Genomic DNA, 21901 nt, shown 5'->3' on the forward strand with positions numbered 1-21901 from the left:
CATAGTTGAAACAAAGCGAACACTCGAGAGAAATACCATCATGGAACTCAGCAAGCACTGACGGTAGCTATTAGCGCTAGCGACTGCGTTGGAGCGGCTCGCGTGCGGTGTCCGCAACGTCGCTGCGCGTTCCGAACAACATGTCGCAGATGGGAAACGTGAGATTGAAGTTTTGCGTCGCCATCAGCTCCGGGTCGTGATGCGTCACGTGAAGCCGGCGCACGGTGTTGACGAACGGCATACGGTCGAGCAAGGGGCTATCGGTGACATGCGAAAGTGTGTGCAGGCCTTCGTACATTAGATAATACGAAGCCATGGTAAGCAGCGCGATGTAGCCAGCATTGCGCGAGAACACATAGCCGATTAGAAGCGCAAACGGCACGGCGGCAAGCACGAACGCCACAGGTGCGAACGGCGGAAAGAGCAGCGCGCGCCAGTGCCTCTGCCCCTTGTACTCGAGCGTGACGTGCGTGAAGAACCGATGATGAACGGCACAGTGCCGCTTGTAGATCATGCTGAAATATTTGGTGGGCCGATGCAGTACGTAACGATGTGCAGCCCACTCGGCCCAGTTGCCGAACAGGAAAAGCGGAACGACGGCGAGCCATTCAGAAAACGTCGGCGCATGCAATTGCGCGATACAGTACGCAATCACGCCGCCCGTGAACAACAGCGTGAAGCCCAGGTGTATCTCGCCCCTGTACCACGCCGGTGTAGCCGCGACGTATTCGTCGCGAAACCGGTATGAGCGCGTGCGAACGTCTTCGTCGTATTTCATCCATGTCTCCTTCCAAGTGTGGCTGCTGATCCGACCTCGGGCGCAGCCTAGTGTGTGAACCGAAACATAGCGAGATCGCCCTATAACATCTAATACTGTTTTTTGATGCCTTGGATCATCGACGCTGATATCCGTGTTATCCCGGCTGACAGCGTTTAGTTAGCACGATGACACTTGAGCCATCGCGACGCACTGCATGTCACGCGCCGCGGATTGGGTGACCGAATCAGCCCGTCCCCCTAAGTGCTCCTCTCTCGCCCAAGGAAACATCCCAATGAACGCACTTCACTGGATCGCCGGCGCATGGGTCGGCAGGCCTTCCGCCGACAGCATCGACCCCGCGAGCGGAGAGGCGATCGGCCGGTTCGCCGACGGTGGTGCGAGGGAAGCCGACGACGCCATAGCCGCTGCGAGGCATGTTTTCGACCGCACGACCTGGGCGCAGGGGGCGCGCCTGCGTCAGGACGTCCTGCTTGCATGGGCCGCCGCGCTCGACGCCGAACGCGAGTCGCTTGCCGCGCTTCTCACGCGCGAGAACGGCAAGGCGATCGCGCAAGCGCGCGCAGAGATTTCAGGCGCGATCTCTGAGACCCGCTATTACGCCGGGCTCGCGCGACACATCGCCGGCCATGTGTTGGAACCGGAACCCGGAACTTTCTCGACGATGTTGCGCGAAGCGGCGGGAGTCGCCGCGATCATCGTGCCGTGGAATGCACCCGCGGTTCTGCTCGTGCGCTCGCTCGCGCCTGCGCTCGCCGCGGGCTGCACGGCAGTCGTCAAGCCGGCTGCACAAACCACGCTCCTCACGGCCGCAATGATGCGCTGCTTCGAACAGACTGCGCTGCCGGCAGGCGCCGTCAATCTCGTCAATGAAACCGGCTATTCGGCAAGCGAACGTTTGGTGCAATCGCATGATGTCGATGTAATCAGCTTCACCGGCTCGACCGCGACCGGCAAGAAGATCATGAGCGCCGCTGCCGACAGCATGAAGAAGCTGTCGCTCGAACTCGGCGGCAAGTCATGCTGCGTCGTGTTCGAGGACAGCGACATAGCGGCGGTCGCTCCGCGCCTCGCTAGAGCCGCGGCGATTATCTCGGGACAGCAATGCACTGCCGCTCGACGCGTGCTCGTGCATGCCTCACGCGCGGCGGAAATGCGAGAGCACTTGACCCACGCACTTGCTTCGCTAACCGTCGGGCGTGGCATCGATGCGGGCACAGACATCGGTGCATTGATCGATCGTGCCTCGCGCGATGCCATTGATGCGACCATTGCGAAGGCATGCGATGCAGCAGATCGCGTACTGCTGCGCGGCGAACGTTCAGGCAACGCGTTCCTCTCACCCACGCTCGTCGAGCACGGCGACCCGAAAGCGTTCTTCTGCCAGGAAGAGATCTTCGGTCCCTTCGTGACGCTTGAAACGTTCGAAACCGAATCGGAAGCGCTCGCTAAGGCTAACGACACGACGTTCGGGTTGTCGGCAAGCGTGTGGACACACGACGGCGCACGCGCGTGGCGCGTTGCGCGCGCCTTGCGCAACGGCACCGTCTGGATCAATGACCACAACAAGCTCTTTGCTGAAGCCGAGACCGGCGGTTATCGGCAAAGCGGTCTGGGACGGCTTCACGGTTACGACGCGCTCACGGACTTCACCGAGATCAAGCATGTTTGCCTGCCGGCAGGCATAACCGATGGTGTGACGCGGCTCGGATAATTTTCTGCTATCGAACTAGTCCTTCCCGCCTTGCAGCGAATAAATGACTGGGTATTCCGCCTGCAAGTCGGGGGGAGTTCGATCAATCGCCGTAGACCGCAGGAAATGTGTCACAGCTTCGCCAGGAAATGTGTCAATCGGAGGCGCTCCCTCCGTCGAACGAGAAGATGTCTCGAAGCTGCAAGTAGTTAGCGCATGCGAAGGAATCTTGTCACCGCACATGGCGGCAAAAGCGTCAGTGACGGGCGCCGCCGCGGTAGTTCATGCTCTGCTCGCGCTCGCATGATGCACAGCTGATTGACTCTGACGTCGTCTATCCTGAAGGACCCGCGTCTTCTCGCACGTCCGGTACTGCGCCGCCGAGAGGCTGCGATCGTGGCGGCATGTCATCCCGTTCCTTGGCGAATAGGTTGATCGCATCCAGCATTCTCGCGAGTCCACGACCGAGGCTGCTGGATTTGTTGGCTCGACCCAGGCCACCTACTATGGCGATCGACGGCGGTTTATACCTGATAACGGCGACTCTGCGGCGCGTTACGCGACCTGGCCGGCTCGCGCCTGAGGGTTTTCCTTAGCCTCACGCACGGCAACAATGCCGATGGTTGGCCGTCGGCGGACATGCTAGGATTTCTTTTGAACAACTCCGGAAACTGGTGATGCCGTTCATCTGCGAAAACGTTGAATGTCGTGCTGTGCTGGCTCGCGGGCAGGTCAGATCCAATCACGAGGACGAGGGGTGGTGCTTCTACTGCCCGGACTGCGAAGCCAGGAACGAGTTGAAAGATATCGGCGTACCTGGCGGTCCTGTCGAGTTGATTCAGCCAGAAAGATCCGGCCTTCCGCACAAGGTAATAGCGACTGCTCGACCATTGGAGGACGGCAGGTACGCAGCTCAATTGCGTGTTCAGAGGGCACTCGGTATGAAAGGAACGTACGCTGTCGAAGAGCGCTGGGAGCAGCTCGGTGTATTTCTCAACGCGCAAGAGGCCATAGCGCATGCGAAGTCGATCGCAACAGACGTGCTGAAGCGAAACGCCTAGTCGCGAGTGGTACTCCGGATCGCGCCACACCTATCAATGCACAGATCTTGACGGCAGTCCTACAGCCGGATAGCCCGCGATAACCCGGTTCCGTACGTTGTGCAGGTGCGTGCCGGGCAGAAAGCGTTTCAGCTTTCGGTGCGCTCAATAAGCGATGTTAGCGGATACCGTACCACCCCGAATACTCCATTAAACGAGATGTGATAAACCCATCTTAATTCACGAAGTGCCACTGGGAGCGAGCTTGACAAATAGTCTGGCCGCTTCGTTGCCGTGGGATAACGCGCGCAGCGCAAGGGAGAGCGCTAGTTGTGCGTCGTGAGAGACCGCGCTACGATCCTGATCGAAGAGCTTGACGGCATGGCGCATATGCTGCGCCGCCTGCGTGTGAAGCTCCACGGCCGCGGCATGATGTTTCGCCACGTCCGCCGCATCTATGACAGAGCCGGTCGAAGGAGGCGGTATCGACGGCGTATTGGTGCTGTGCGCGCCAGCGGCGTGTGCGTGATCGATCGCATGCAACGTGTGACCATGGGCCATCATCGCCTGATGCGCGGCGTGGGCGAAGTCTCGATCGTCCTCAAAATGCCGCGACGCCTCGCGGTGATGTCGCGCGGCCTGCTCGTGGTGTGACGCCGCGGCTTCGAGATGACCTTTCTTGCTGTGCTTCGTGTTCACGCCGGCTCCCGTGCAAACTTCAGGACTGACTCCGATGGCGACCACTTCGAAGACACAGTGGCGGGTCGCAGCAGGATCCTAATCTACACGCACTTGCGTCTTCTGCGGCGTTTGTGTCTCGCAGAAAATCGGCATCCCGACCTGAGTCCCTACAGGATCCGGGCCGATGCCGTGAATTTGATGGCTCGTGTGCATAGTTTCTATGTGCGCGTTGGGTCGAGAGTGTAAGTTCGCCCAAGCAGGAAGCTGCCATCCCACTTCTCAATGCCGCCATCGTCGGCAATCCGCCGCCATATTGCTGACGTAGAACTCCGCACGCCCGAATGTCGGCATTGGCCGAAACGCCTCCGTTACTCATTTAGGAAAGTTCGATGTGAACCAGCCGTTGAGTCACGATGGTGGAGGATACGCTGGCGGCAACAATCGGCAAGATTGTGAACAGTGCAGTGGCGAGAGCGTCGTTTCACAATGGAACTCCCATCTTTCTTGTGGGAGTCTGCCATGAAGACCGAACAACCCCGTGAAGCATGGAACAATGGCTAGCTGGTCTGCCAGAAGCCGCCGCTCAGACCCAAAGACGTTTGGGCCATCCGGATTCACCTCCAGAACGCTCGCGCTGTCCGCAATCTTGCCTTGTTCAACCTCGCAATCGACAGCAAACTACGTGGCTGTGATCTTGTCAGTCTGCGTGTTCGCGATGTCACCCATGAGGTCGGCCGCAAAAAGTGGAAGCCAACATTCCGTAAAATTAAGGAATGGAGGCATACATGAATCGAATCCCGAAGGCTGTCTACACGAAGGAATTCCGTGAAGAGGCCGTGAAGCTTGCGATAACCGAAGGCGTCGGCCTGTCGGAGGCTGCGCTCCGGCTTTCGCTGGAAGAAGACCTGGGCGGGCCATTGTTCAATCGCAGCACGAGGCGAGTCGCCTTGACGCCTGCTGGCGAAGTGCTGCTTGCAGAGGCGCAGCGGGTACTGGCTGCCGCTCGCGACGCGCGGCATGCCGTGACGCAGGTTCACGGGCTCGCACGCGGCCGGCTGAGTATCGGTGCGATTCACGGTCTCGCGCCCTTCGTCGACCTGCCCGCTTCTTTAGGACAGTTTCGGGCCGCGTTCGGTGGGATCGACATCGAATTGACACTGGACGGCTCGCGCGCGTGATTGACGAGGTGAGGGAAGGGCGCCTCGATCTTGCGTTCACGCAGCCACCGGATACGTCGCTCGGCGATCTCGGATTGCACATGTTCGCATGCGAAGGAATGGTCGTCGTCTGCGCGCCGCGTCATCGACTTGCGGGCGCCAGCGGGCTGGAGCTGGCCGATCTCGTCGACGAAACATTCGCCGACCTGCGCCCGGAGTGGAGCGTGCGGCGGCTCGTCGATCGGAGTTTTGCGGCGGCAGGACTGCAACGGCAGACCAGCTTCGAGGTCAACGACATGCCGATGTTGCTTGAACTGGCCGCACACGGGCTTGCGATCAGCATGGTGCCTGAATCGGTGGCCGCCGCAAGAGGGAGCAACGCGCGCGGGGCGCCGGTCGCAACGGCGAGCCTGCGCGAAGCCGATGAGCCCTGCTGGGAACTCGCGGCGGTTTTTAGGGGAAGCGCGGGCGAACCGCTCATACCCGTCGCCCGTGCTTTCCTGGACTTGCTCAAATTGCCCGAGATGGCGAACTGACGCTTGACTGGCTCCGCGCGGCGATATCGCGCCATGCTTCGGACCACTCATCAACGGGAGCGCTGTCGGTCACGCAAAAAAGTTCATGCTAGGATCGCCGACTCACTGTTCCAACGGATCGGCATCGCAGTCGCTGGTTGGCGTCGCGATTCCGGCACGTATTAACGAGGATTCTGATGACTCATTCTGCCCTGACCCCCGGCGCTGTCGCCGTGATCACCGGCGGCGGCGCCGGCATCGGCCTGGCTGCTGCCAAACGCTTTGCGCAGCTTGGGCTGCACATCTGCATTGCCGACCTCGGCGCCGACCGCGTTGCGCGGGCGGTGGAGGAAGTCGCCGCGCTGAGGGCAAACGGCACGCAAGACGTCTTCGCGGTTGAGACCGACGTCAGTGTCGCCGACGAGGTTCGCCGCCTGCACGCAACCGTCGTCGAACGCTTCGGCGGAACAGATGTATTGATGAATAATGCCGGCATTCAGCCCGGCAGCGGCATGTTCGGTCCAACCGCGAACTGGGAGCGCGTGCTGGGTGTCAACCTGTGGGGCGTGATCCACGGCACGCAGGTCTTCGTGCCGGACATGATCAAGCGCGGCCGTCCGGGGCTCGTGATCAATACCGGTTCAAAGCAAGGCATCACGACGCCGCCGGGCGACCCCGCATACAACGTTGCGAAGGCCGGTCTGAAAGCGTTCACCGAAGCGCTGCAGCACGAACTGCGCAATACCGCCGACGGCCGGATCAGCGCTCATCTGCTGATTCCTGGCTTCGTGTTCACGGAACTGACGCGCAACGGCCGCGTGGAAAAGCCCGCCGCCGCATGGACGCCCGAGCAGACCGTCGATTTCATGTTCGAGCGTCTCGACGCCGGCGACTTCTACATACTGTGTCCCGACAACGACGTGCCGCGTTCGCTCGACGAAGTGCGCATTCTATGGGCGGCGGGCGATATCGTCGAGAACCGGCCCGCGTTGTCGCGCTGGCATCCTGACTACGCCACGGCATTCGAAGCGTTCATCAAGCAGCCCCGCTGACTCAAGGGCCAGCACTATGTGGCAGCAAAGCGAAACCTATCCCGATCCCGCAGTGGAAGTGCTCGATCCGCGCTTCCTGAAATACCGGATCACGAGCGCGGCGGTCGAGCGGCTTGCGACTGGCATGCGCTTCGGCGAAGGACCGGTGTGGTTCGGCGACGGCCGCTTCCTGCTGTGGAGCGACATTCCGAACAACCGCATCATGCGGTGGGACGAGGAATCCGGCGCGACGTCGGTATTTCGCAAGCCCTCGGGGTACGCGAATGGCAATACACGGGACCGCCAGGGGCGGCTCATCACCTGCGAGCACGGCAACCGGCGCGTGACGCGCACCGAGTACAACGGCACGCTGACCGTGTTGCTCGACCGCTTCGACGGCAAGCGGCTGAACTCGCCGAACGACGTGGTCGTGAAGAGCGACGACAGCATCTGGTTTACCGATCCGCCGTTCGGCATTTCTAACAACTATGAGGGTGTCAAGGCTGAGCCCGAGCTGCCGACCAACGTCTACCGTCTCGACCCGGCCACCGGCCGGGCGGAGGTGGTCGCCGGCGACATCGTCAATCCGAACGGCATCTGCTTCTCGCCCGACGAACGCCGCCTCTACATCGTCGAATCGGGCTCGAAGCCGAGGCGCATCCGTGTGTACGATGTCGAGGACGGTCGGCGCCTCGTGCACGGACGCGTATTCGTCGATGCGGGCGAGAACGGCGCGCCAGACGGTTTTCGTTGCGACACGGACGGTAACCTGTGGGCCGGTTGGGGCACTGGCCCGGGGCTGAACGGTGTGATGGTATTTGCACCGGACGGCAGCGCGATTGGCCGCATCGCCCTGCCCGAGCGCTGCGCGAACGTCTGCTTCGGCGGCGCGGCGCACAACCGGTTGTTCATGGCGGCCGGGCAGTCACTGTACGCCCTATACGTCGATGCGACTGCGGCGGTCGCAACCTGAACGCGCCGGCGGATTACTTCCGCGCCCGGTCGGCGGTGCCACCGCGCACCGGGCGGTCATGATGCGGATTCGTGCGGGTTCAGGCCGTGGGCTAGCGCTCGCTGAACGGAATGCCGCCTTTTGATTTAGAGTCTGCTGGAGACTCGACGATCTGCACGACAACCTGTTCAGCGAGGACGCCGAGGCTGTCAACCACAGCTTTGGTAATACCCTTCATCATCGCTTTCTTTTGCTCGGGTGAGCGCCCTGCTACTGCGTAAACAACGACTTCCGGCATGACGTACTCCAGTGGATTGGCAAGGAACTGCAGGCGCAATCATAGCGTCACTGGGCGGCGTGTGCTCAAGCCTGTTCAATAGAAACGCTGCATGAATGCTAGCGGCTTTCTTTCACGAAATTTCTTCGTGCAGGTGGCGTTGGTTCCACTTGCTCCGGCCAGCCTCATCAGGATGGCAGGCTCACGCGGCGTTCGTCAGTCGGTCGGCGTTGAGGCCGAATTGGCGGGCGATCGATTGCAGCCTGTCGCCCCATTCCCAGGCGCCGAAGACGTCATGCACGTTTTGCAGGCAGCTCAGCAGGCTGACCGTCTGCGGGTCGTAGATGTTGATCTTCGAACGCAGTAGCGCTCTTCTCAGCGCGGCAACGCCCACGTCCATATAGGCGGGCACTTCGTTCTTTTGCTTGCTGACAAAGTGAACGGGAACCCCTTCCATTGCGGTCAGGTAGTCGCGGGGCTTGATGAAGTTGCCGATTGGACAGCCGCCGCAGTAACCGCGATATGCGCCGCCGCCGCGCGGCAAGAGCGCTGCCTCGCGCTGCTGAAAAAGATGCTGGATCGCCTGGTCGAAAATGACTTGATGGCTTAAAAATTCGAGGGTCATGCCGTTCTCCTGCCGCACCCGAGTTTCCGCGGTAGTCGGTTCTTGCTCCGTTCCGACAGGCGGTTCGTCGTAGCGATGGGTGCTGGGTTGGATGCGGGAAGCGTGATTACCACGGCCTTTGACGATCGCGATCCGAAGACAACCCGCTCGCTGGTTCTGTCTGAATGAGAGAAGAGTAGGTTTTGCCGAAGCGCGAATCTACTCTACGGTGGGATATGCCAGTGCCGCATTAGCGTAACCTGCTTATACGAAGGTATAAGCGCGGTGGCCAGCGCCGCGAAAATCCGCGATCCAGGACTGCACATTGATAAATACAACTTAAGATGAGGTTAAATTCGCCTGAACTATATATGTGAAATTACAGATAGACTTCGAACCCGGTTCTCCAGGTTGTCGGGACGTTCGTTTTGGAGGCCTAGGTGAAAATGGTGGTGGGTCGATAATTCCAAAATAGGTAGGAACCCTTAACGAGGCAACTGGGCAGCAGTCCGGGAGACTGGAACGGTACCTGGTCGTGAACTGACATGACACGTTGCAAGTAACGCACCGGGCTGAAACAGCGCCTCACCTTGTCACGGACGGCTCTGGTGTAAGTAGCGAAGTTGAATCGGTCAGAAGTTGCGGGGCCAAATGGACTGATGGATGGCGATGCGCAAGAAGAGTGTGGATGTTGTTCGACGGGCGGCATTTTGAGCGCGAGATCATATTGCGTGTGCCTCGAGTTGATGCATCGCATTCGCCAGGGCCAATTAATCTTCCGACCTGTGGGCCTCAAGGACACCCAGTGCGCCGCACGTGCCCGCTCGCAGAATCTGCTCAGCGGCCCACAGCGAATCGGCTGTTGTTGGCGCCTTCACGGTCATCAGATTGGCCGCGTCCACTCCCCACCATGCGATCGCGGTCGGCTGGAGGTCGTGTGGCGGCTGAAGCAGGACTACCGGCTTCGAGGCAAGCTGCTGGAGGGCGGGTCGAAGCAGGCGCAATTCGCCGCAACCCGTCTGCTGCACGAGCAGATCGGTCAGCGCGCCGCGTGGCCAGCCGCCACCCGGCAACTCGCTAGCCAGGTTCGCATTGCCGCATTCAACAATCCGCGACCGCGCACGAGCCAGCTGGTTACCGCGCGATAGATCCGGATGTATCGCTTCCGGCAGCATTGCCGGGCTCATGACGCCTCCGAAAACACCTGTATAAAAACACAGCATAGCCTGGGATGTGCCCGTCAATCGCACGGGTGACAAGTGGTTAGATCGCCAACTTCGGAGTGAGCTTTGGTATGAGGATTGGTAAACAGGCCCCGATATCCAAAAACCGGGGCCTCAAAGTGCATAATCAAACGCTCGAAAACGAACTGAACCACCTTGAAAAAGTTGTGCCGCACGCCGGCAACGGTCCATTTCCGCTTTCCTACTGGCAAGGGCGGCTCGCCTCACTTCCGTCTCCGGTACGGTCGCCGCCTACCATCGTCGCGCCGAGCGACTGAAGAATTTTCTCGCCTTGGTTGAAAATGCTGGCGCACTCGCCGAGGCGTAGTGGCGGTGACTATTGACGGGCGCGGCCGCCCGGGCGGCGCTGCTCAGGGTGCGCGGTCCGTACCGGCTGGTCGTGCCGGGCGGTAGCGGGACCTTGCGGCAGTTTTGCTTTGAGCCATCCGGCGATCTCAGTGGTGTCGGCAGTCGTGAAGTCGACAGCAGACGCGACAGCGTCTTGGGTTGCAAGTTGGTGAGCCAACCCGTCAGGGACAGCGCCGCACGCGACGAGCACGGCGGGCCCGGCGAGCACGCGTTCGATCACCTTGCCCGCATGCTGCAGACGTAGGTGGAAAGAGGGCTGCTCGTCCGCGTCCGGATCGTAGATCAGATCGACGGACGAGTCCGGATCGGCGGCGTCTGACCACAGCGTGTCCAGCTGGGGCGCTTCGCTGCCAGTCAGTTCGGCCGCGCGAGCGAATCCTTCTTCCACCTGTTCGATGGACCGTCCCGCCGGATCGATCAGGTAGCACCGGAACATCGCTCTCTCCCGCCACGCGCCTTATTCACGATAGTGCATGCCGAGCAATCCGTCTGCCCGCGTGAAAAGCGTCGCGTCGGTGGTCGAACCTTTAGTCAGGATCGTCGTCTGTCAACGCCGGAAGGCGCGGCCACGGCCATGCCTTGAGCGCCCACAGCGGCGGCTCTGCGATCACTTCAAACTCGTACCCGGCCGGGTCGTCGAAGATGTCGTCGAAAGTCTCGTCCAGTATCTGCTGCATGTACTTGAGGTCGGGCACGCTCATGTAGTGCCATGCCCTGTAGTAGCGATGCTCGCCAGCGACGACTTTTCTGGCGTGCAGGTCGATGACGATGCGGTGGGACATGTAGATCCTATGTAACGGGAGATTCGCCGGCGAACTGATCGATAAAATCAGTCTGTCGAACCCTGCTACAAGGAGAGCATCATGCGCACGGATCAGACCTTTACGACGGGTAGCGAGGAACAGTTGCTCGCGGTGTCACTTGAACTGGCGGCAGCAAACTGGAAGGTCGCGCTGCACGACGGCCGGCGCGACAAGCCAGCGGTGCACACGGTGGCACAGCCGCAAGCCGCAGCCCGCCTCCAGGCCGTGCTGGCACTGATCGAAGGGCACAGGGAGAAGTGGTCGCTACCAGCCGGCGTGCGCATCGTCGTGAGCTACGAAGCCGGGCAGGACGCGTTCTGGATCTGTCGCGCGCTCCAGGCGCACGGTATCGAGTGCTATGTCGTCGATCCGGCCAGCATTCCGGTCGAACGTCACAGGCGGCGCGCGAAGACCGACCGGCTCGATGCAATCAAGCTGGTCATCAACCTGCGCGCATGGCTGCGCGGCGAGCGCGACCGTATGCACGTGGTTCACGTACCGTCGCCGCAGGATGAAGCGTCCCGTCATCTGATGCGCGATCGCGGGCAACTGCAGAAGGAGGTACTGCAGCACCACGACCGTATGCGCAAACTGCTGGTCACAGTCGGTTGCTGGCACAACGTCGACCACAAGGCTTTCGCCGGTCAGCTCGCCTGTGGCCAGGTGATGTGTCATGACGGCGCGCCGTTGCCGCCCGAATTACGGGAACGGCTGCTGCGCGAATGTGAGCGACTGGCGCTCGTCGAGCAGCAACTCGCGGTACTTGAGAAGACGCGGCAAGCGAGTCTGCCTTCGCCTGCGCGCGAGCGAATTGATCAGCTAGCGCGGCTGAAGGCTATCGGGCCAGTAGGCGCGTCGCGCCTCGCGCTCGAACTGTTCTGGCGGGAGTTCACCAACCGGCGTCAGGTAGGTGCGTGCGTCGGACTGGTGCCGCAGCCCTACAACAGTGGCGAGAGCCAGGTGGACCAGGGCATCAGCAGGCAGGGCAATCGACGGGTGCGCGCCCTGCTCGTCGAGATCGCGTGGTGCTGGCTGCGTTACCAGCCGGACAGCGCGCTGACGCAGTGGTTCAACCAACGCACGCAGGGCACTGGACCGAATCGTCGCGCGCGGCGCATTGCCATCGTCGCGGTGGCACGACGCCTCGCAATCGCGTTGTGGCGTTATCTCAAGGACGGGGTAATACCCGATGGTGCGCAGTTGAAGTCGACTTGAGCAGGCAACGTAGCGCAATAATGCAAGGTCCGAAACTCCCGTGTATTGGCGGTTTGAAGTGAACATGCCCGTAGCCATCCTGGGTTACCGACGTAACCGATGTTTTAGATGGGGCATGCTCCTGGTGGAATCCCAGCGCAACGCGCATGCAGGATGAGGCTGGCCACGCGCCAGCGGATAGAAGGTTGTGAGACGTTGGAGTCTTACGCGCGCGAAGATCGGCTTCAGACTTGGAATATTGAACGGATCGTGGCAATTGCTGACGGCGGTGGAAGTTCCCGGGAACATGCCGCGCAAACGCGTTTGCATGATTGTGAGCGCAATGACTCGCGCTCACAATCATGCGCCAGCATATCGCCATCTCACAGCGTCAAGGGTCCGCTGCGCCAGGCTTCGCCTGCCCTTGACCCCGCAACGATGTTTCGATCCGGATGGTGACACGCTTGATCGATGATTTGTGAGTCAGTTCGCGAAGGGCCTTGACAACTTCCTGCTCATAGAAGGGATGGCTGGCCCACAGCGACTCCCATCGGCCGACGGCGTATTGGGGAGAGAGGGCGTCATTCATCGCAGCATTCTCGCAACGACGGCGCTCGCCGGCTTGCCGCCCTCGTGGTCGACATATAAAACGCGACCGAACCGCCGACCACGTCAATCGAGCGGATGTGGATCGGCTGATCGGTAGTGCCCGGTGTCCGCGGCGCGCGGCCGCCCGAGCCCTTCAATTCCAGCGCGTTATAGGTGATGGGATAGTCGGTGAGTTGCGCGCCGGTCTGAACCACAACCCGGATGCAGTCGTGCCGCACGCCCCTCAGTTCTCCGTCGATGATTCGGTTCAGGATCACGTCGATAGCCGCGGGAAGGTCGGTGCTTTCTGGCTGCGCCGGCTCATCAGCGACAAGATGAACGATCGCGCGCACGAGTCGCGAGGTTTTTTTCGCCAGCACGATGCGGTAGCGCGTGGCGCGCGGCTCCCGGTTCTGCGCCGGGTAGATGATGTCCCGGAAAGCGCTTTTGTAGATCATGGCTGAGGCCCCGTAAGTGTGGCCGCACTCCGTGTACGGCTCACTTACCAGGCTACGCGTCGCTCGCCAAAGTCAAGGCGGCGGCGGAACGCGCGAGAGCTAGGCTGTGGCCCCCGTCTGATCGTCGTCATCGCCGGGGTCCGCGATGGTTTCGCGTAACCGCGTGGCCGTTCTGTGGCTGGAGAGGCCCAACAGGTTGCTCACCTGTTCGTTGGTCTTGCCTTCCAGCAGATGCCTGCGTCCGTACGTGTTGCGAAGCAGTCGCGGGCTCTCGTCAGTGGCCGCCGCGTCGACGAGCCGCAGTGCCGCGCGCACACACTGCCCAAGCGTGGCGGGCTTCATCGGCTTCCCGCCCGCCGTCGCGATGAAAAGCAGACCATCACTGACGGACAGTCCGATCCGCGCCTTCCCGTAGGCGCGCAGCAGTTCGGCTGCAAACGCGTCAACGGGCACACGGCGCGCAAGACGTGGCCCACGTTTCCTGACGAACACGCTGGGTCGTGCGCCTACCTCAAGGTCATCGACGGTGAGCGCGGTCAGTTCTGCGGCGCTGACGCCGGTGCCAAGCAGCATCGCGACGATCGCGCGGTCGCGCATCTCCTTGAACGAATCGAAGTCCACCTTGCGGCAACGCTCCTGCAATCGAGCATCCTCATCCGGCCACAGGAAGACCGGCATGGGCTCGTCTTCCGGACAGTGCTCCTGGGGAAGCAGGCTTGCGGCCGGGTTGTCGGCGCGCAGGCCGAGCAGCGCAAGGTGACGCGAGAGCCGGTCCAGCAGTATGAGGTAGCGCAGGCGGGTCGATGTGCCCGGCGCGCAGTCGCGATCCAGATCGGCGAAGAAGCCGTCGATGTGATCGGTGCCGAACTCCGCAACCGTCACGCCTCGGATTGTCAGATAACGCTGGAAGCGGGCGAACATCGAGCGGTGCTGGACGATGGAACGCTCGGAAAACGCCCGCCTGTCCGCGCCGGTGGCTTCTGCGCGTTGCTGCGCCGGAAACATGAGGTTTTCTATGAGCGAGCTATCGCCGCAGTGCCGCAAGCTGCTTTACCGGATGATGTGGCAGACGCCTGACGGGATCGTCGACGCGTTCGCGCTGTGTGCCAGCCGCGAGGAGGCGCGGCGTTTCTTCTCCGCAGCGATATCGCTGATATCGGGCATCCATCAGGACGAACTCGAACTGTTCAACCTCGAGTCGTTTGAGGATCTGGTGAACGCGGGCGTGAGCGAGGACGAAGACATGCGCATCTTCGAGACGCAATAAAACGGTACTCATGTCGTCGGCTGGACAACGCGGCCGCTTTTCCTGACGCCGGATCCAACGCTGATCGCCAGATGGGCCGACCTGCGCGCGGAGCTGGCCGCCGCTCAAACCAATTCGGTCATCTCACGCGTCAGCGGGAGTGGCTACTGACGGCGATACGCGACTGTCGTCGCATTCACGTCAAAGGAACGAGCGGTCGTTCGCGGGGTAGGGCAGCAACCGACCTGATCGACGCCAAAGTGCGCATCACACATCCTCTTGCGAAAGTGGCTGACCGCACGCTAAAAGGCCCGTAAAACGGGCCTTATTTGTTACTTCGAGAGCTACTTTTTAAGCAAAATAGTCATTTTTGCCTTGGCTCTTGCAACGAAAGCATCTTCAGTCTCGGTAGGCAAAGGCTTACCGATGACGTGGCTCAGTTCATCAGTGAAGTCTTCGCTCTGGACAATGTCCGTCACCCCCTGAGCAAAGCGTTCTTCAGTCTCTTTGCTCCCGAAGATAGATGCAGTTCCAGCGATTCCCGCAATGGTCGTGTGCAGGCTGCTCGTGAGTGCAAGTCCGGTCCCCTGAAGGGCAGCTGCTCCCTGTTTTTTCGAACTAAGGAATTCCTTGAGGCTCGTCTTCTTGCTTTCATCCCCGCCGCCAGAAACCGCCACGCTGGACGGAAGTTTTGGTTTGATCTCAAGCATTTGCTTCTCCTCTGATGAGCGCAATCTCTTGTGGCACCGGGGCTGACTCCATGGCCCCGGGCTCGCCGCACGTCACATCTTTCCGCTGTTGCTGCCAGTACTGCCAGTGCCGGAAGAAGGTGCGGACGTCGCTCTAAGCGGATGGGCGAGACCCGCCGCGGACAGCAGCGAGACGGCGGCCTGATCGGGCATGCCATTCGCGTCGAGGGCGCCTGCTGCCGCTAGCGCGCCCAGGTCGCTGTCGACACCTATTTGGCCAACGGTAAAGGATGTCGTTAGAAACGCTGGTGCCATCAGCGTGACCGCATAGCGCTGCTGCAGATTCGTGACGACTGCCGATTGCGCAGCCTGCACGTCGGCCTGGTTTGCCAGCACCTGCTGAAACCGTGAATTGGTCGGGAAGCCCGCTATCAGACCGCTCTCGCTCGTGCCGAGTTGCGAAGCGATGTAGACAAACATCAGTTCGGTCTCTGGCGTCGTATTGAAGGTGCCGCCGGCAAATGCCAGTGAATGCAAGCCAATGCCACCAGAGGTCACGGTGAGGATGCAGGGAGGCGTGGCATTGAACGTGATCGCGTAGTGTCCACCGCCGTCGGACAGGGTGGAGCCCGAGCCCTGCACGCAACTGAAGCTGACCGTCGCGCTGGCGACCGCACTACCGGTGGCGGCCGTGCCGGATATTGCGACGGTGGTTGGTGTCACGTTTCCGCCACCGCAACTGTCGAGGCCGATACAGGCGTTTGGGCCGCAAGCGGCGAGCGTTGCGAGGGAAGCCACGCAAATTGCAGCCAGCGCCGGACGAACGAAACACGCGTAGTGAGTGTTCATGGTTGCCTGCCGTTGATAGATCGGGATGGGGCAATCGATTCCACGAAACGGACCAATGCTACGTACAATTTTAGCGCCCCATGCCTGGCGACCGTTCTACACGTCAATCACATTCGCCGGTGTTATCAACTGCTGAACGGTGGCTCGTCTGCTCGCCGACAGGCGAAGATCGACCCACTTCAGCCTTTCAAAGTTGGACTGCGAACGTCCGAAGCTCGGCCGATCTGTGACACTCGAAAGGCCATTCAGCGCCGTTGATTTCCATATGGAGCTATACACTCGCCGTTGAGCCGGCGCGCGTCCGCCGAACGGCGCATCGCCGGGTAGCGCGCTGACTAATGTGCAGAAGAAAATCTGTGGGCAGAAGGGGCCCGAGCAACTGGTGCCCTGCTGAGCGCCAGCAAACGAGTCGGAATGATCGGGCATGCACAACGACGACCCATATGCGCCGCCGCACGCATATGAGACCAAAGGCCAATTATTTCGGACGAACGTGACCGGCCTTTTCGGGATCGTGACCGGCGATTTCGGCAACGTGACCGGGCATTTCGGTAACGTGACCGACCGAACCGGAAGGCAGGATTGGCGTTGCGCATGACATCAACCACGCGGGCTAAGCTCGCCGGCTTTTGCCGGAGAGAGCATGCCCGCGCACCGGATGAACATGCGCATGATCAAGGACGTTTTACGACCCCAATTCGACGGTGGCTTCTCGCACGACCGGATTGCCGCGTCGCTGGGCATTTCCAAGGGCGTGGCCACGAAGTACGTTGGACTGGCAGGTGCCGCCGGGCTGGACTGGGCGAGCGCCTGCGAGATGGACGAAGCCGAACTCGAGCGGCGGCTTCTAGGCAAGCCCACGGGGCCGGCCGCGTACGCCCAGCCCGACTACGGACGCATCCATCAGGAGTTGCGCCGCAAGGGCGTGACACTGACGTTGCTGTGGGAGGCGTACCAGGCTGAATTTGCCGACCGGCAGACCTACCGCTATACGCAGTTCGGCGAGCACTACAAGGCGTTCACGAAACGACTGAAGCGCTCGATGCGTCAGATCCACCGCGCTGGCGAGAAGCTGTTTGTCGACTTTGCCGGCCCCACGTTGCCGCTGACCACCGGACGCCGCGCGCATATCTTTGTGGACCTCGGGCCGTGTCTTGCGCACCCTGGACATCGGCTGTGGCCGTTCCACGGACAGGCTCTGCGTACGTCCGCCGCGCCAGCGTACATGGACATCGACCTGCTGACCGACGATGAGCGTCACGTCTTCGATGAGCAGTCCAAGCATGCGCTTGCGCTCAACAGCACCTGTACGTGCGTCGTTCCACACGCGAGGGAAGTCGGAGGCCAGCGCCATGATGCGTCGGCGTGCGGGCTCGTCAAGGAGTGTGCGATCGGCCTCGCGCTGTCGCTCGTGCTCACGCTGCAGCGTATCGAGCTGGCGCAGTCGCGCAGTTCTATTCGCTTACTATGTAAGCATTCCTAATCATATTGGGACTTGCTCGTCCTGCCGCCTTATCGAGACACAACCTCGTAGACCACCGTTTCGAAATCGAGATATCCGCCGATGGCGGTCGCGTCGACAAAGGGAAAGATCTGGGTCGCCCAGAAGCCGCCGACCTGCGTCGTGGGGTCGATCCAGAAATAGCAATTGGCGAGCCCCGCCCATGCGAGTGTGCCCGCAGGGCGCCCGGTCGGCGCGGGCTCGTCGTTGAGCATGAAGCTGAGAGCCCAGGATTTTGACAGGCCGGGAAAGAATTCAGCGTTGTTGGAAAGCGACGGGATCACGCCGGGCAAGGCTTTGATCTTCTTATCGCCGAGACCGTTCTGCACGGCCATGGCGACGGTTTCCGGCTTCAGCACGCGGCCGTGATCGCCCATCCCGTGATTCAACCACATGCGGATGAACCTGATGTAGTCTTCGACGGTCCCGTAGAGCCCGGAGCCGCCCATATCCACCTCGGGGTTCGCCGTAGGCCCGAAATTCATCAGCGGCTCCAGCGATGCGTCGGCGCCGCGCTGGTGCACACGTGCCAGCCGCTCGCGCATTGATGGCGTGAGAGTAAATGCCGTACTCGTCATGCCGAGCGGCGCGAAGATCCGCTCCTGCATCACCTCGCCGAGACGCTTTCCGGCAATCGCCTCGACGACCTGCCCCGCCCAGTCGACCCCACTGCCGTATTCCCAGCGCTCGCCGGGGTCGAAGAGGAGCGGCATCATCAGGGACGCCTTCCTGGCCGTGCCCGTTGACGGCAGGCCGAGGCTCTGTCGCAACCGCAGATAAGTCTCGTTGAAAACGTCGTTGGCGAACCCGGCGGTGTGAAGAAGGAGCATGCGGGTTGTGATGTCTCGCTTCGGCGCGCGCAGAACCGGCTTGCCGTCGGCGTCAAACCCCTCGAGCACCTCAAGCTGGCCGAGCTCCGGCACGTAGGCTTTCGCCGGTGCGTCGAGATCGAGCTGGCCCGCCTCCGCGAGCTGAAGCACTGCGGTGGCGGCGATCGCCTTGGTGGCCGAATACATCGCGAAGACCGTGTCGGTCGTCATCGGCACGCCGCTGCCGAGGATCCGCTCTCCAGCGGCACCGGAATACAGCGTGCCGGCGCGGTCGGTCACCATTGCCACCACGCCCGGCAGACGCGGCTGGTCCGCAACGACGCGGGACAGTACGGCGTCGCAGGCTTGTTTGAGGCTCTCAGTCACTAATGCATCTCCAATTCACACATTGTCGCGGCACTTCAGCCGCTTATTCAAAGGCTTGATGCAGCCAGCGATGACGCCGCCGAGGCTGCACCGGAACGCACGCTGCGCCGAGGCATGCTGCCATGAACGAGGCCATTGCCGGCCTCCGTCGGGCTTGCCAGCGCCGTGGCGACGGCGCGGCTCTCGAGAACCTCAAGGCGGAAGGGCGCTGCTTTCAGACGCGCCCGCCGGCGCAAATTGTCGCGACTTCTTCATCGTTCAACGGTGGGCCAATGATATCCATCCCAGCCTCGGATGAGACGGTGACGAGCTCAGCCTGATCCGCGAGAGTGAGGTTCCGCTCAACGATGCGCTCGAAGAACGGCTCGAACTCTCCGGGCGTCACGATCACCTGGAACCGGACCCGCTCGTCGCCGTATGAGCGCCAGGCGTGCGGCACGCCCTTGGGCAGCATGACCACATCGCCTGGCCCGGCTGTGCGGCATTCGCGCGGCGTCCACACCGCGATAGTGCCTCGCTCCATCAGGATGATCTCATCGTCCTCACGATGCAGATGGCGCACGGGTCCGAAGCCTGCGGGACATTCATAAACGAGCATCGATAAGCGCCCATCGGTCTGGGTGCCGCGGAGGCGCACGCGGGCGTGTTCGCCCCACGAAGTGGTGGCGAAACCGGAGACAGTGGGCGGGTCGACGAGAAGTGGAGCGAAATCCGAGAACTCATTCATGGGAATTGGACATCCGAGAAGAAGAAAGTGGAAATATTCGGTGAGGAGAGATGTCCGATCAGCGAGGAGCAAAGATCCTCATCACGGACGATGACGCGAGCGGGAAAGGCCCATGCAATGGCCGTCGTAGGGCGCTCAGCAGACTTCAATCTTCCTCTCCATGCTAATCGATTTTCATCGAGTATTCGGCGCGCGAATATGCGGCCGGCAACTCCGGGCTAAGGGCGTTGCACACGGCTCATTTATTCGCTACGTGCATTTTTATGCGCTAGTCGAAATATATAGACAGCTCCCGACCTCGCCAATCAGTATTTCCCCTGGCGCATAGTTTTTCGTCTAGCGAAATAATCACAAGCGTCAGCTGCGGATAGTCACCGGGAGCTTAAAGAGCGGTTCGACGGTTTTTTTGTAGGTGCCGCCCAAGCCAGGCCCATACCTGGCTCGTGTACCAATGCCCGAATCGAGGATCTGCGCAACGCCGCCCGCGTGGTGCGCGGTCGCAAGGTCGCCCGGCGCATCCTCCAGGCGCTGGTCGTGTCCGGCTCTGGCTGCTCTTCGAGCGCGGTGTGACCGTCACGTACGAGACGATCCGATGCTGGTGCGCCAAGTTTGGTGAAGGCTTTGCTCACCGGGTAAAAGCGGCGCGACGCAAGCCGGGTAGCACGTGGCACCTTGACGAGATGTTCCTCACGCTGCGTGGCGAACCGTACTTGCTGTGGCGTGCGGTCGACGGGCATGGCGCCGAACTCGACATCCTGCTACAAAAGCGGCGCGACAAAGCTACGGCCAGACGCTTCTTCAGGCGTGTGATGCGTCATGCGCGAGGCCTCGCAAGATCGTCATCGATCAGCTGCGCAGCTATTCAGCGGCAAAGGCGGAAATTCCGGAACTTGCGAGCGTGAAGCATGTGTTCGTCAAGGCGGCAGCCCGGGTGAATAACCGGGCTGAGAACAGCCACCAACCAACGCGTGAACGTGAGCGTCGCATGCGTGGTTTTCGAGACCCAAAACGTACGCAGGAATTTCTTTCGTGCTTCGGGCCGATCCGGCAACATTTCGCGCTCAAGCGGCATCTACTGCACGCTTCACTGTATCGCAAACAGCTTGCAGCAAGGTTCGCTGACTGGCGCGAATTCACTCAACTCGGCCAAAATCCGTCGACTGGATTCTAAACGATCACCACACCTGCCGCCTTTCCGTCTCATGCTCGGCAAGTTGACAACACCCGACAGACTGTTCAGCGAACACGCGCCGATCCGCGCCAGTCGCCTCAGCGCGTTGCCACTCCAGGTATGCGGTTTCCGGGTCCGACGACCAGAGTTTCGAGGTCCATGAAATAGATGTACTGAAATGTGCAACCACCCTACCACAGGCGAAGCTCACGCTTCTCCAACCGGTAATCCAGGAAGAGGGAGTTGCCGCATCAGCGCCAGCTGAGCTGACTAGCTTAACGTCCTGGTTGGCAATGGAACTACGCCGCGCGCCAGGACGAGCGGATCGAATGAACAAGAGCAGGCGCCCTGCGAAGCGCCCATTCGATATGGGCCCGCGCCTCCCTCAAGGCCGGCAGGCGCGTGGCAATCAAATCCTCGATCGTGGTGCGGTCTGTCTCGGAGGAGCAGTTGATCGCAGCGATAACGTTACCTTGGGGATCGCAGACTGGCAACGCGATCGATACGACGCCCATTTCGATCTCATCCTGCTGGGTGGCAAAGCCGTCGGTCAGGGCCTTTGCGAATTCGCGGGCGAGGTCGTCGCGCTGGACCACGGTTTTAGCCGTGTATTGCGGAAAAGGCGCGCGCGCCAGGAGACGTTGCTGTTCTTCGATCGACTGGTTGGCCAGCAGGACCCGCCCGAGCGACGTGCAGAAGGCGGGCAGCCGATATCCAACAGACGCGCGTCGCGTGATGCTGCGCTTGCTGGGTACATGGGCGAGGTAGACGACGTCGTCGCCATCGAGGACCGCGAAGGACACGGAATCACGATACTCGTCGGCGACTTCTTGCAGGTAGGGGTTGACCAGGTCCTTGAAATTCATCGAGCGCAGATACGCCACCCCGAGCGACAACACTTTCGGCGACAGCAGGAAACGCTTGCCCTGCATACCGACGTACCCGAGCGAGTGCAGAGTGAGCAGCGCACGCCGGGCAGTGGCAACGTTCATCTGCGCTGCCTGGGCGACCTCGCTCAATGTCATTTCCGGCTGATTTTCGCTAAAGGCCTGGATCACCGAGAGGCCACGCGCAAGCGCGGCCACGAAGTCCCGATGAGTCTCATCAATACGGTCAGAAGGTGTTTGAGTCATGAAAGAAGGTAGACGGTCATCAACAG

Annotated in this window: 21 protein-coding genes and 5 pseudogenes; 13 read left to right on the plus strand and 13 right to left on the minus strand. The window is 61.1% G+C overall.

Annotation, left to right across the window (positions count from 1 at the left end):
• Positions 1-76: 76 nt before the first annotated feature.
• The gene (locus RW095_RS01920; protein ID WP_317016112.1) at positions 77-778 is read right to left on the minus strand and encodes a sterol desaturase family protein; all 702 of its coding nucleotides are present in this window, start codon (positions 776-778) and stop codon (positions 77-79) included.
• A 274-nt stretch (positions 779-1052) separates the two neighbouring features.
• On the opposite strand from RW095_RS01920, the gene RW095_RS01925 reads away from it, so the two are divergent.
• The 7 genes and pseudogenes from RW095_RS01925 to RW095_RS01955 all read left to right on the plus strand — a co-directional run bounded on the left by RW095_RS01925 (position 1053) and on the right by RW095_RS01955 (position 7868).
• A complete protein-coding gene (locus tag RW095_RS01925) occupies positions 1053-2492 on the plus strand; it encodes an aldehyde dehydrogenase family protein (RefSeq protein WP_317016114.1) in 1440 nt (479 codons plus the stop codon).
• Between the two features lie 656 nt (positions 2493-3148).
• Positions 3149-3532: a hypothetical protein gene (locus RW095_RS01930; RefSeq protein ID WP_317016115.1), complete on the plus strand. Its 384-nt coding sequence runs from the start codon at positions 3149-3151 to the stop codon at positions 3530-3532.
• 360 nt (positions 3533-3892) lie between these two features.
• Positions 3893-4165 (plus strand): hypothetical protein, encoded by a 273-nt coding sequence (locus RW095_RS01935; protein WP_317016116.1) that lies wholly within the window; start codon positions 3893-3895, stop codon positions 4163-4165.
• A 588-nt stretch (positions 4166-4753) separates the two neighbouring features.
• A pseudogene (locus RW095_RS01940) lies at positions 4754-4918 on the plus strand (tyrosine-type recombinase/integrase); the annotation flags it as partial.
• Positions 4919-4977: 59 nt separating this feature from the next.
• Positions 4978-5885: pseudogene (locus RW095_RS01945) on the plus strand (LysR substrate-binding domain-containing protein).
• A gap of 176 nt (positions 5886-6061) precedes the next feature.
• Positions 6062-6916 (plus strand): SDR family NAD(P)-dependent oxidoreductase, encoded by an 855-nt coding sequence (locus RW095_RS01950; RefSeq protein ID WP_317016118.1) that lies wholly within the window; start codon positions 6062-6064, stop codon positions 6914-6916.
• 16 nt (positions 6917-6932) lie between these two features.
• Positions 6933-7868 (plus strand): SMP-30/gluconolactonase/LRE family protein, encoded by a 936-nt coding sequence (locus RW095_RS01955; RefSeq protein WP_317016119.1) that lies wholly within the window; start codon positions 6933-6935, stop codon positions 7866-7868.
• A gap of 91 nt (positions 7869-7959) precedes the next feature.
• Here the strand turns inward: RW095_RS01955 and RW095_RS01960 are convergent, their stop codons facing one another.
• The 5 genes from RW095_RS01960 to RW095_RS01980 form a co-directional block, all read right to left on the minus strand.
• Entirely contained in the window at positions 7960-8145 is a 186-nt protein-coding gene (locus RW095_RS01960; protein ID WP_317016120.1) for a tautomerase family protein, read from the minus strand.
• 181 nt (positions 8146-8326) lie between these two features.
• Positions 8327-8749 (minus strand): hypothetical protein, encoded by a 423-nt coding sequence (locus RW095_RS01965; protein WP_317016121.1) that lies wholly within the window; start codon positions 8747-8749, stop codon positions 8327-8329.
• Between the two features lie 749 nt (positions 8750-9498).
• On the minus strand, positions 9499-9915 hold the full coding sequence (locus RW095_RS01970) for a hypothetical protein (RefSeq protein WP_317016122.1): 417 nt from the start codon (positions 9913-9915) through the stop codon (positions 9499-9501).
• A gap of 373 nt (positions 9916-10288) precedes the next feature.
• Positions 10289-10756, minus strand: coding sequence for a hypothetical protein (locus RW095_RS01975; protein WP_317016123.1), 468 nt, complete (start codon positions 10754-10756; stop codon positions 10289-10291).
• A 91-nt stretch (positions 10757-10847) separates the two neighbouring features.
• The gene (locus RW095_RS01980) at positions 10848-11102 is read right to left on the minus strand and encodes a hypothetical protein (RefSeq protein ID WP_317016124.1); all 255 of its coding nucleotides are present in this window, start codon (positions 11100-11102) and stop codon (positions 10848-10850) included.
• An 81-nt stretch (positions 11103-11183) separates the two neighbouring features.
• Here RW095_RS01980 and RW095_RS01985 point away from each other — a divergent pair, with 81 nt between their 5' ends.
• Positions 11184-12338, plus strand: a complete 1155-nt coding sequence (locus RW095_RS01985; protein ID WP_317016005.1) for an IS110 family RNA-guided transposase — start codon at positions 11184-11186, stop codon at positions 12336-12338.
• A gap of 560 nt (positions 12339-12898) precedes the next feature.
• Here RW095_RS01985 and RW095_RS01990 read toward each other — a convergent pair.
• Entirely contained in the window at positions 12899-13363 is a 465-nt protein-coding gene (locus RW095_RS01990; protein WP_317016125.1) for a hypothetical protein, read from the minus strand.
• A gap of 99 nt (positions 13364-13462) precedes the next feature.
• Positions 13463-14368 (minus strand): tyrosine-type recombinase/integrase, encoded by a 906-nt coding sequence (locus tag RW095_RS01995; RefSeq protein WP_317016126.1) that lies wholly within the window; start codon positions 14366-14368, stop codon positions 13463-13465.
• Between the two features lie 10 nt (positions 14369-14378).
• Between RW095_RS01995 and RW095_RS02000 the strand changes: the two genes are divergently transcribed.
• Entirely contained in the window at positions 14379-14630 is a 252-nt protein-coding gene (locus tag RW095_RS02000; RefSeq protein WP_317016127.1) for a hypothetical protein, read from the plus strand.
• Positions 14631-14953: 323 nt separating this feature from the next.
• Here the strand turns inward: RW095_RS02000 and RW095_RS02005 are convergent, their stop codons facing one another.
• Both RW095_RS02005 and RW095_RS02010 read right to left on the minus strand, forming a co-directional pair.
• On the minus strand, positions 14954-15319 hold the full coding sequence (locus RW095_RS02005; protein WP_317016129.1) for a hypothetical protein: 366 nt from the start codon (positions 15317-15319) through the stop codon (positions 14954-14956).
• A 72-nt stretch (positions 15320-15391) separates the two neighbouring features.
• Positions 15392-16147: a hypothetical protein gene (locus RW095_RS02010; protein WP_317016130.1), complete on the minus strand. Its 756-nt coding sequence runs from the start codon at positions 16145-16147 to the stop codon at positions 15392-15394.
• 424 nt (positions 16148-16571) lie between these two features.
• Here RW095_RS02010 and RW095_RS02015 point away from each other — a divergent pair, with 424 nt between their 5' ends.
• Together RW095_RS02015 and RW095_RS02020 are read left to right on the plus strand one after the other, a co-directional pair.
• Positions 16572-16745, plus strand: a complete 174-nt coding sequence (locus RW095_RS02015; protein WP_317016132.1) for a hypothetical protein — start codon at positions 16572-16574, stop codon at positions 16743-16745.
• A gap of 45 nt (positions 16746-16790) precedes the next feature.
• A pseudogene (locus tag RW095_RS02020) lies at positions 16791-17285 on the plus strand (IS21 family transposase); the annotation flags it as partial.
• Positions 17286-17659: 374 nt separating this feature from the next.
• On the opposite strand, the gene RW095_RS02025 reads toward RW095_RS02020, so the two are convergent.
• Positions 17660-18844, minus strand: a complete 1185-nt coding sequence (locus tag RW095_RS02025) for a serine hydrolase domain-containing protein (protein ID WP_317016133.1) — start codon at positions 18842-18844, stop codon at positions 17660-17662.
• Between the two features lie 214 nt (positions 18845-19058).
• Positions 19059-19571 carry a cupin domain-containing protein gene (locus tag RW095_RS02030; protein WP_317016134.1) on the minus strand — a complete coding sequence of 171 codons (513 nt, stop codon included), beginning with the start codon at positions 19569-19571 and terminating at the stop codon, positions 19059-19061.
• Positions 19572-20009: 438 nt separating this feature from the next.
• Here RW095_RS02030 and RW095_RS41160 point away from each other — a divergent pair.
• Together RW095_RS41160 and RW095_RS02035 are read left to right on the plus strand one after the other, a co-directional pair.
• Positions 20010-20120, plus strand: a pseudogene (locus RW095_RS41160) (aconitase family protein); the annotation flags it as partial.
• A 131-nt stretch (positions 20121-20251) separates the two neighbouring features.
• A pseudogene (locus RW095_RS02035) lies at positions 20252-20742 on the plus strand (DDE-type integrase/transposase/recombinase).
• 299 nt (positions 20743-21041) lie between these two features.
• Here RW095_RS02035 and RW095_RS02040 read toward each other — a convergent pair.
• Positions 21042-21875 (minus strand): IclR family transcriptional regulator domain-containing protein, encoded by an 834-nt coding sequence (locus RW095_RS02040; protein WP_317016135.1) that lies wholly within the window; start codon positions 21873-21875, stop codon positions 21042-21044.
• Positions 21876-21901 lie beyond the last annotated feature (26 nt).

This window comes from Paraburkholderia kirstenboschensis, assembly GCF_032806925.1.
In the GTDB taxonomy this organism is placed as follows: Bacteria; Pseudomonadota; Gammaproteobacteria; order Burkholderiales; family Burkholderiaceae; genus Paraburkholderia; species Paraburkholderia kirstenboschensis.

What these genes read in the sequence shown, in the direction of transcription:
- RW095_RS02000 (WP_317016127.1), top strand. Translation starts at nt 14,379, where the DNA reads ATGAGCGAGCTATCGCCGCAGTGCCGCAAGCTGCTTTACCGGATGATG.
- RW095_RS01925 (WP_317016114.1), top strand. Translation starts at nt 1,053, where the DNA reads ATGAACGCACTTCACTGGATCGCCGGCGCATGGGTCGGCAGGCCTTCC.
- RW095_RS01965 (WP_317016121.1), bottom strand. Translation starts at nt 8,749, where the DNA reads ATGACCCTCGAATTTTTAAGCCATCAAGTCATTTTCGACCAGGCGATC.
- RW095_RS01955 (WP_317016119.1), top strand. Translation starts at nt 6,933, where the DNA reads ATGTGGCAGCAAAGCGAAACCTATCCCGATCCCGCAGTGGAAGTGCTC.
- RW095_RS01980 (WP_317016124.1), bottom strand. Translation starts at nt 11,102, where the DNA reads ATGTCCCACCGCATCGTCATCGACCTGCACGCCAGAAAAGTCGTCGCT.
- RW095_RS01935 (WP_317016116.1), top strand. Translation starts at nt 3,893, where the DNA reads ATGGCGCATATGCTGCGCCGCCTGCGTGTGAAGCTCCACGGCCGCGGC.
- RW095_RS01990 (WP_317016125.1), bottom strand. Translation starts at nt 13,363, where the DNA reads ATGATCTACAAAAGCGCTTTCCGGGACATCATCTACCCGGCGCAGAAC.
- RW095_RS02040 (WP_317016135.1), bottom strand. Translation starts at nt 21,875, where the DNA reads ATGACTCAAACACCTTCTGACCGTATTGATGAGACTCATCGGGACTTC.
- RW095_RS01950 (WP_317016118.1), top strand. Translation starts at nt 6,062, where the DNA reads ATGACTCATTCTGCCCTGACCCCCGGCGCTGTCGCCGTGATCACCGGC.
- RW095_RS02015 (WP_317016132.1), top strand. Translation starts at nt 16,572, where the DNA reads ATGCACAACGACGACCCATATGCGCCGCCGCACGCATATGAGACCAAA.
- RW095_RS01985 (WP_317016005.1), top strand. Translation starts at nt 11,184, where the DNA reads ATGCGCACGGATCAGACCTTTACGACGGGTAGCGAGGAACAGTTGCTC.
- RW095_RS01970 (WP_317016122.1), bottom strand. Translation starts at nt 9,915, where the DNA reads ATGAGCCCGGCAATGCTGCCGGAAGCGATACATCCGGATCTATCGCGC.
- RW095_RS01975 (WP_317016123.1), bottom strand. Translation starts at nt 10,756, where the DNA reads ATGTTCCGGTGCTACCTGATCGATCCGGCGGGACGGTCCATCGAACAG.
- RW095_RS02005 (WP_317016129.1), bottom strand. Translation starts at nt 15,319, where the DNA reads ATGCTTGAGATCAAACCAAAACTTCCGTCCAGCGTGGCGGTTTCTGGC.
- RW095_RS01920 (WP_317016112.1), bottom strand. Translation starts at nt 778, where the DNA reads ATGAAATACGACGAAGACGTTCGCACGCGCTCATACCGGTTTCGCGAC.
- RW095_RS02010 (WP_317016130.1), bottom strand. Translation starts at nt 16,147, where the DNA reads ATGAACACTCACTACGCGTGTTTCGTTCGTCCGGCGCTGGCTGCAATT.
- RW095_RS02030 (WP_317016134.1), bottom strand. Translation starts at nt 19,571, where the DNA reads ATGAATGAGTTCTCGGATTTCGCTCCACTTCTCGTCGACCCGCCCACT.
- RW095_RS01930 (WP_317016115.1), top strand. Translation starts at nt 3,149, where the DNA reads ATGCCGTTCATCTGCGAAAACGTTGAATGTCGTGCTGTGCTGGCTCGC.
- RW095_RS01960 (WP_317016120.1), bottom strand. Translation starts at nt 8,145, where the DNA reads ATGCCGGAAGTCGTTGTTTACGCAGTAGCAGGGCGCTCACCCGAGCAA.
- RW095_RS01995 (WP_317016126.1), bottom strand. Translation starts at nt 14,368, where the DNA reads ATGTTTCCGGCGCAGCAACGCGCAGAAGCCACCGGCGCGGACAGGCGG.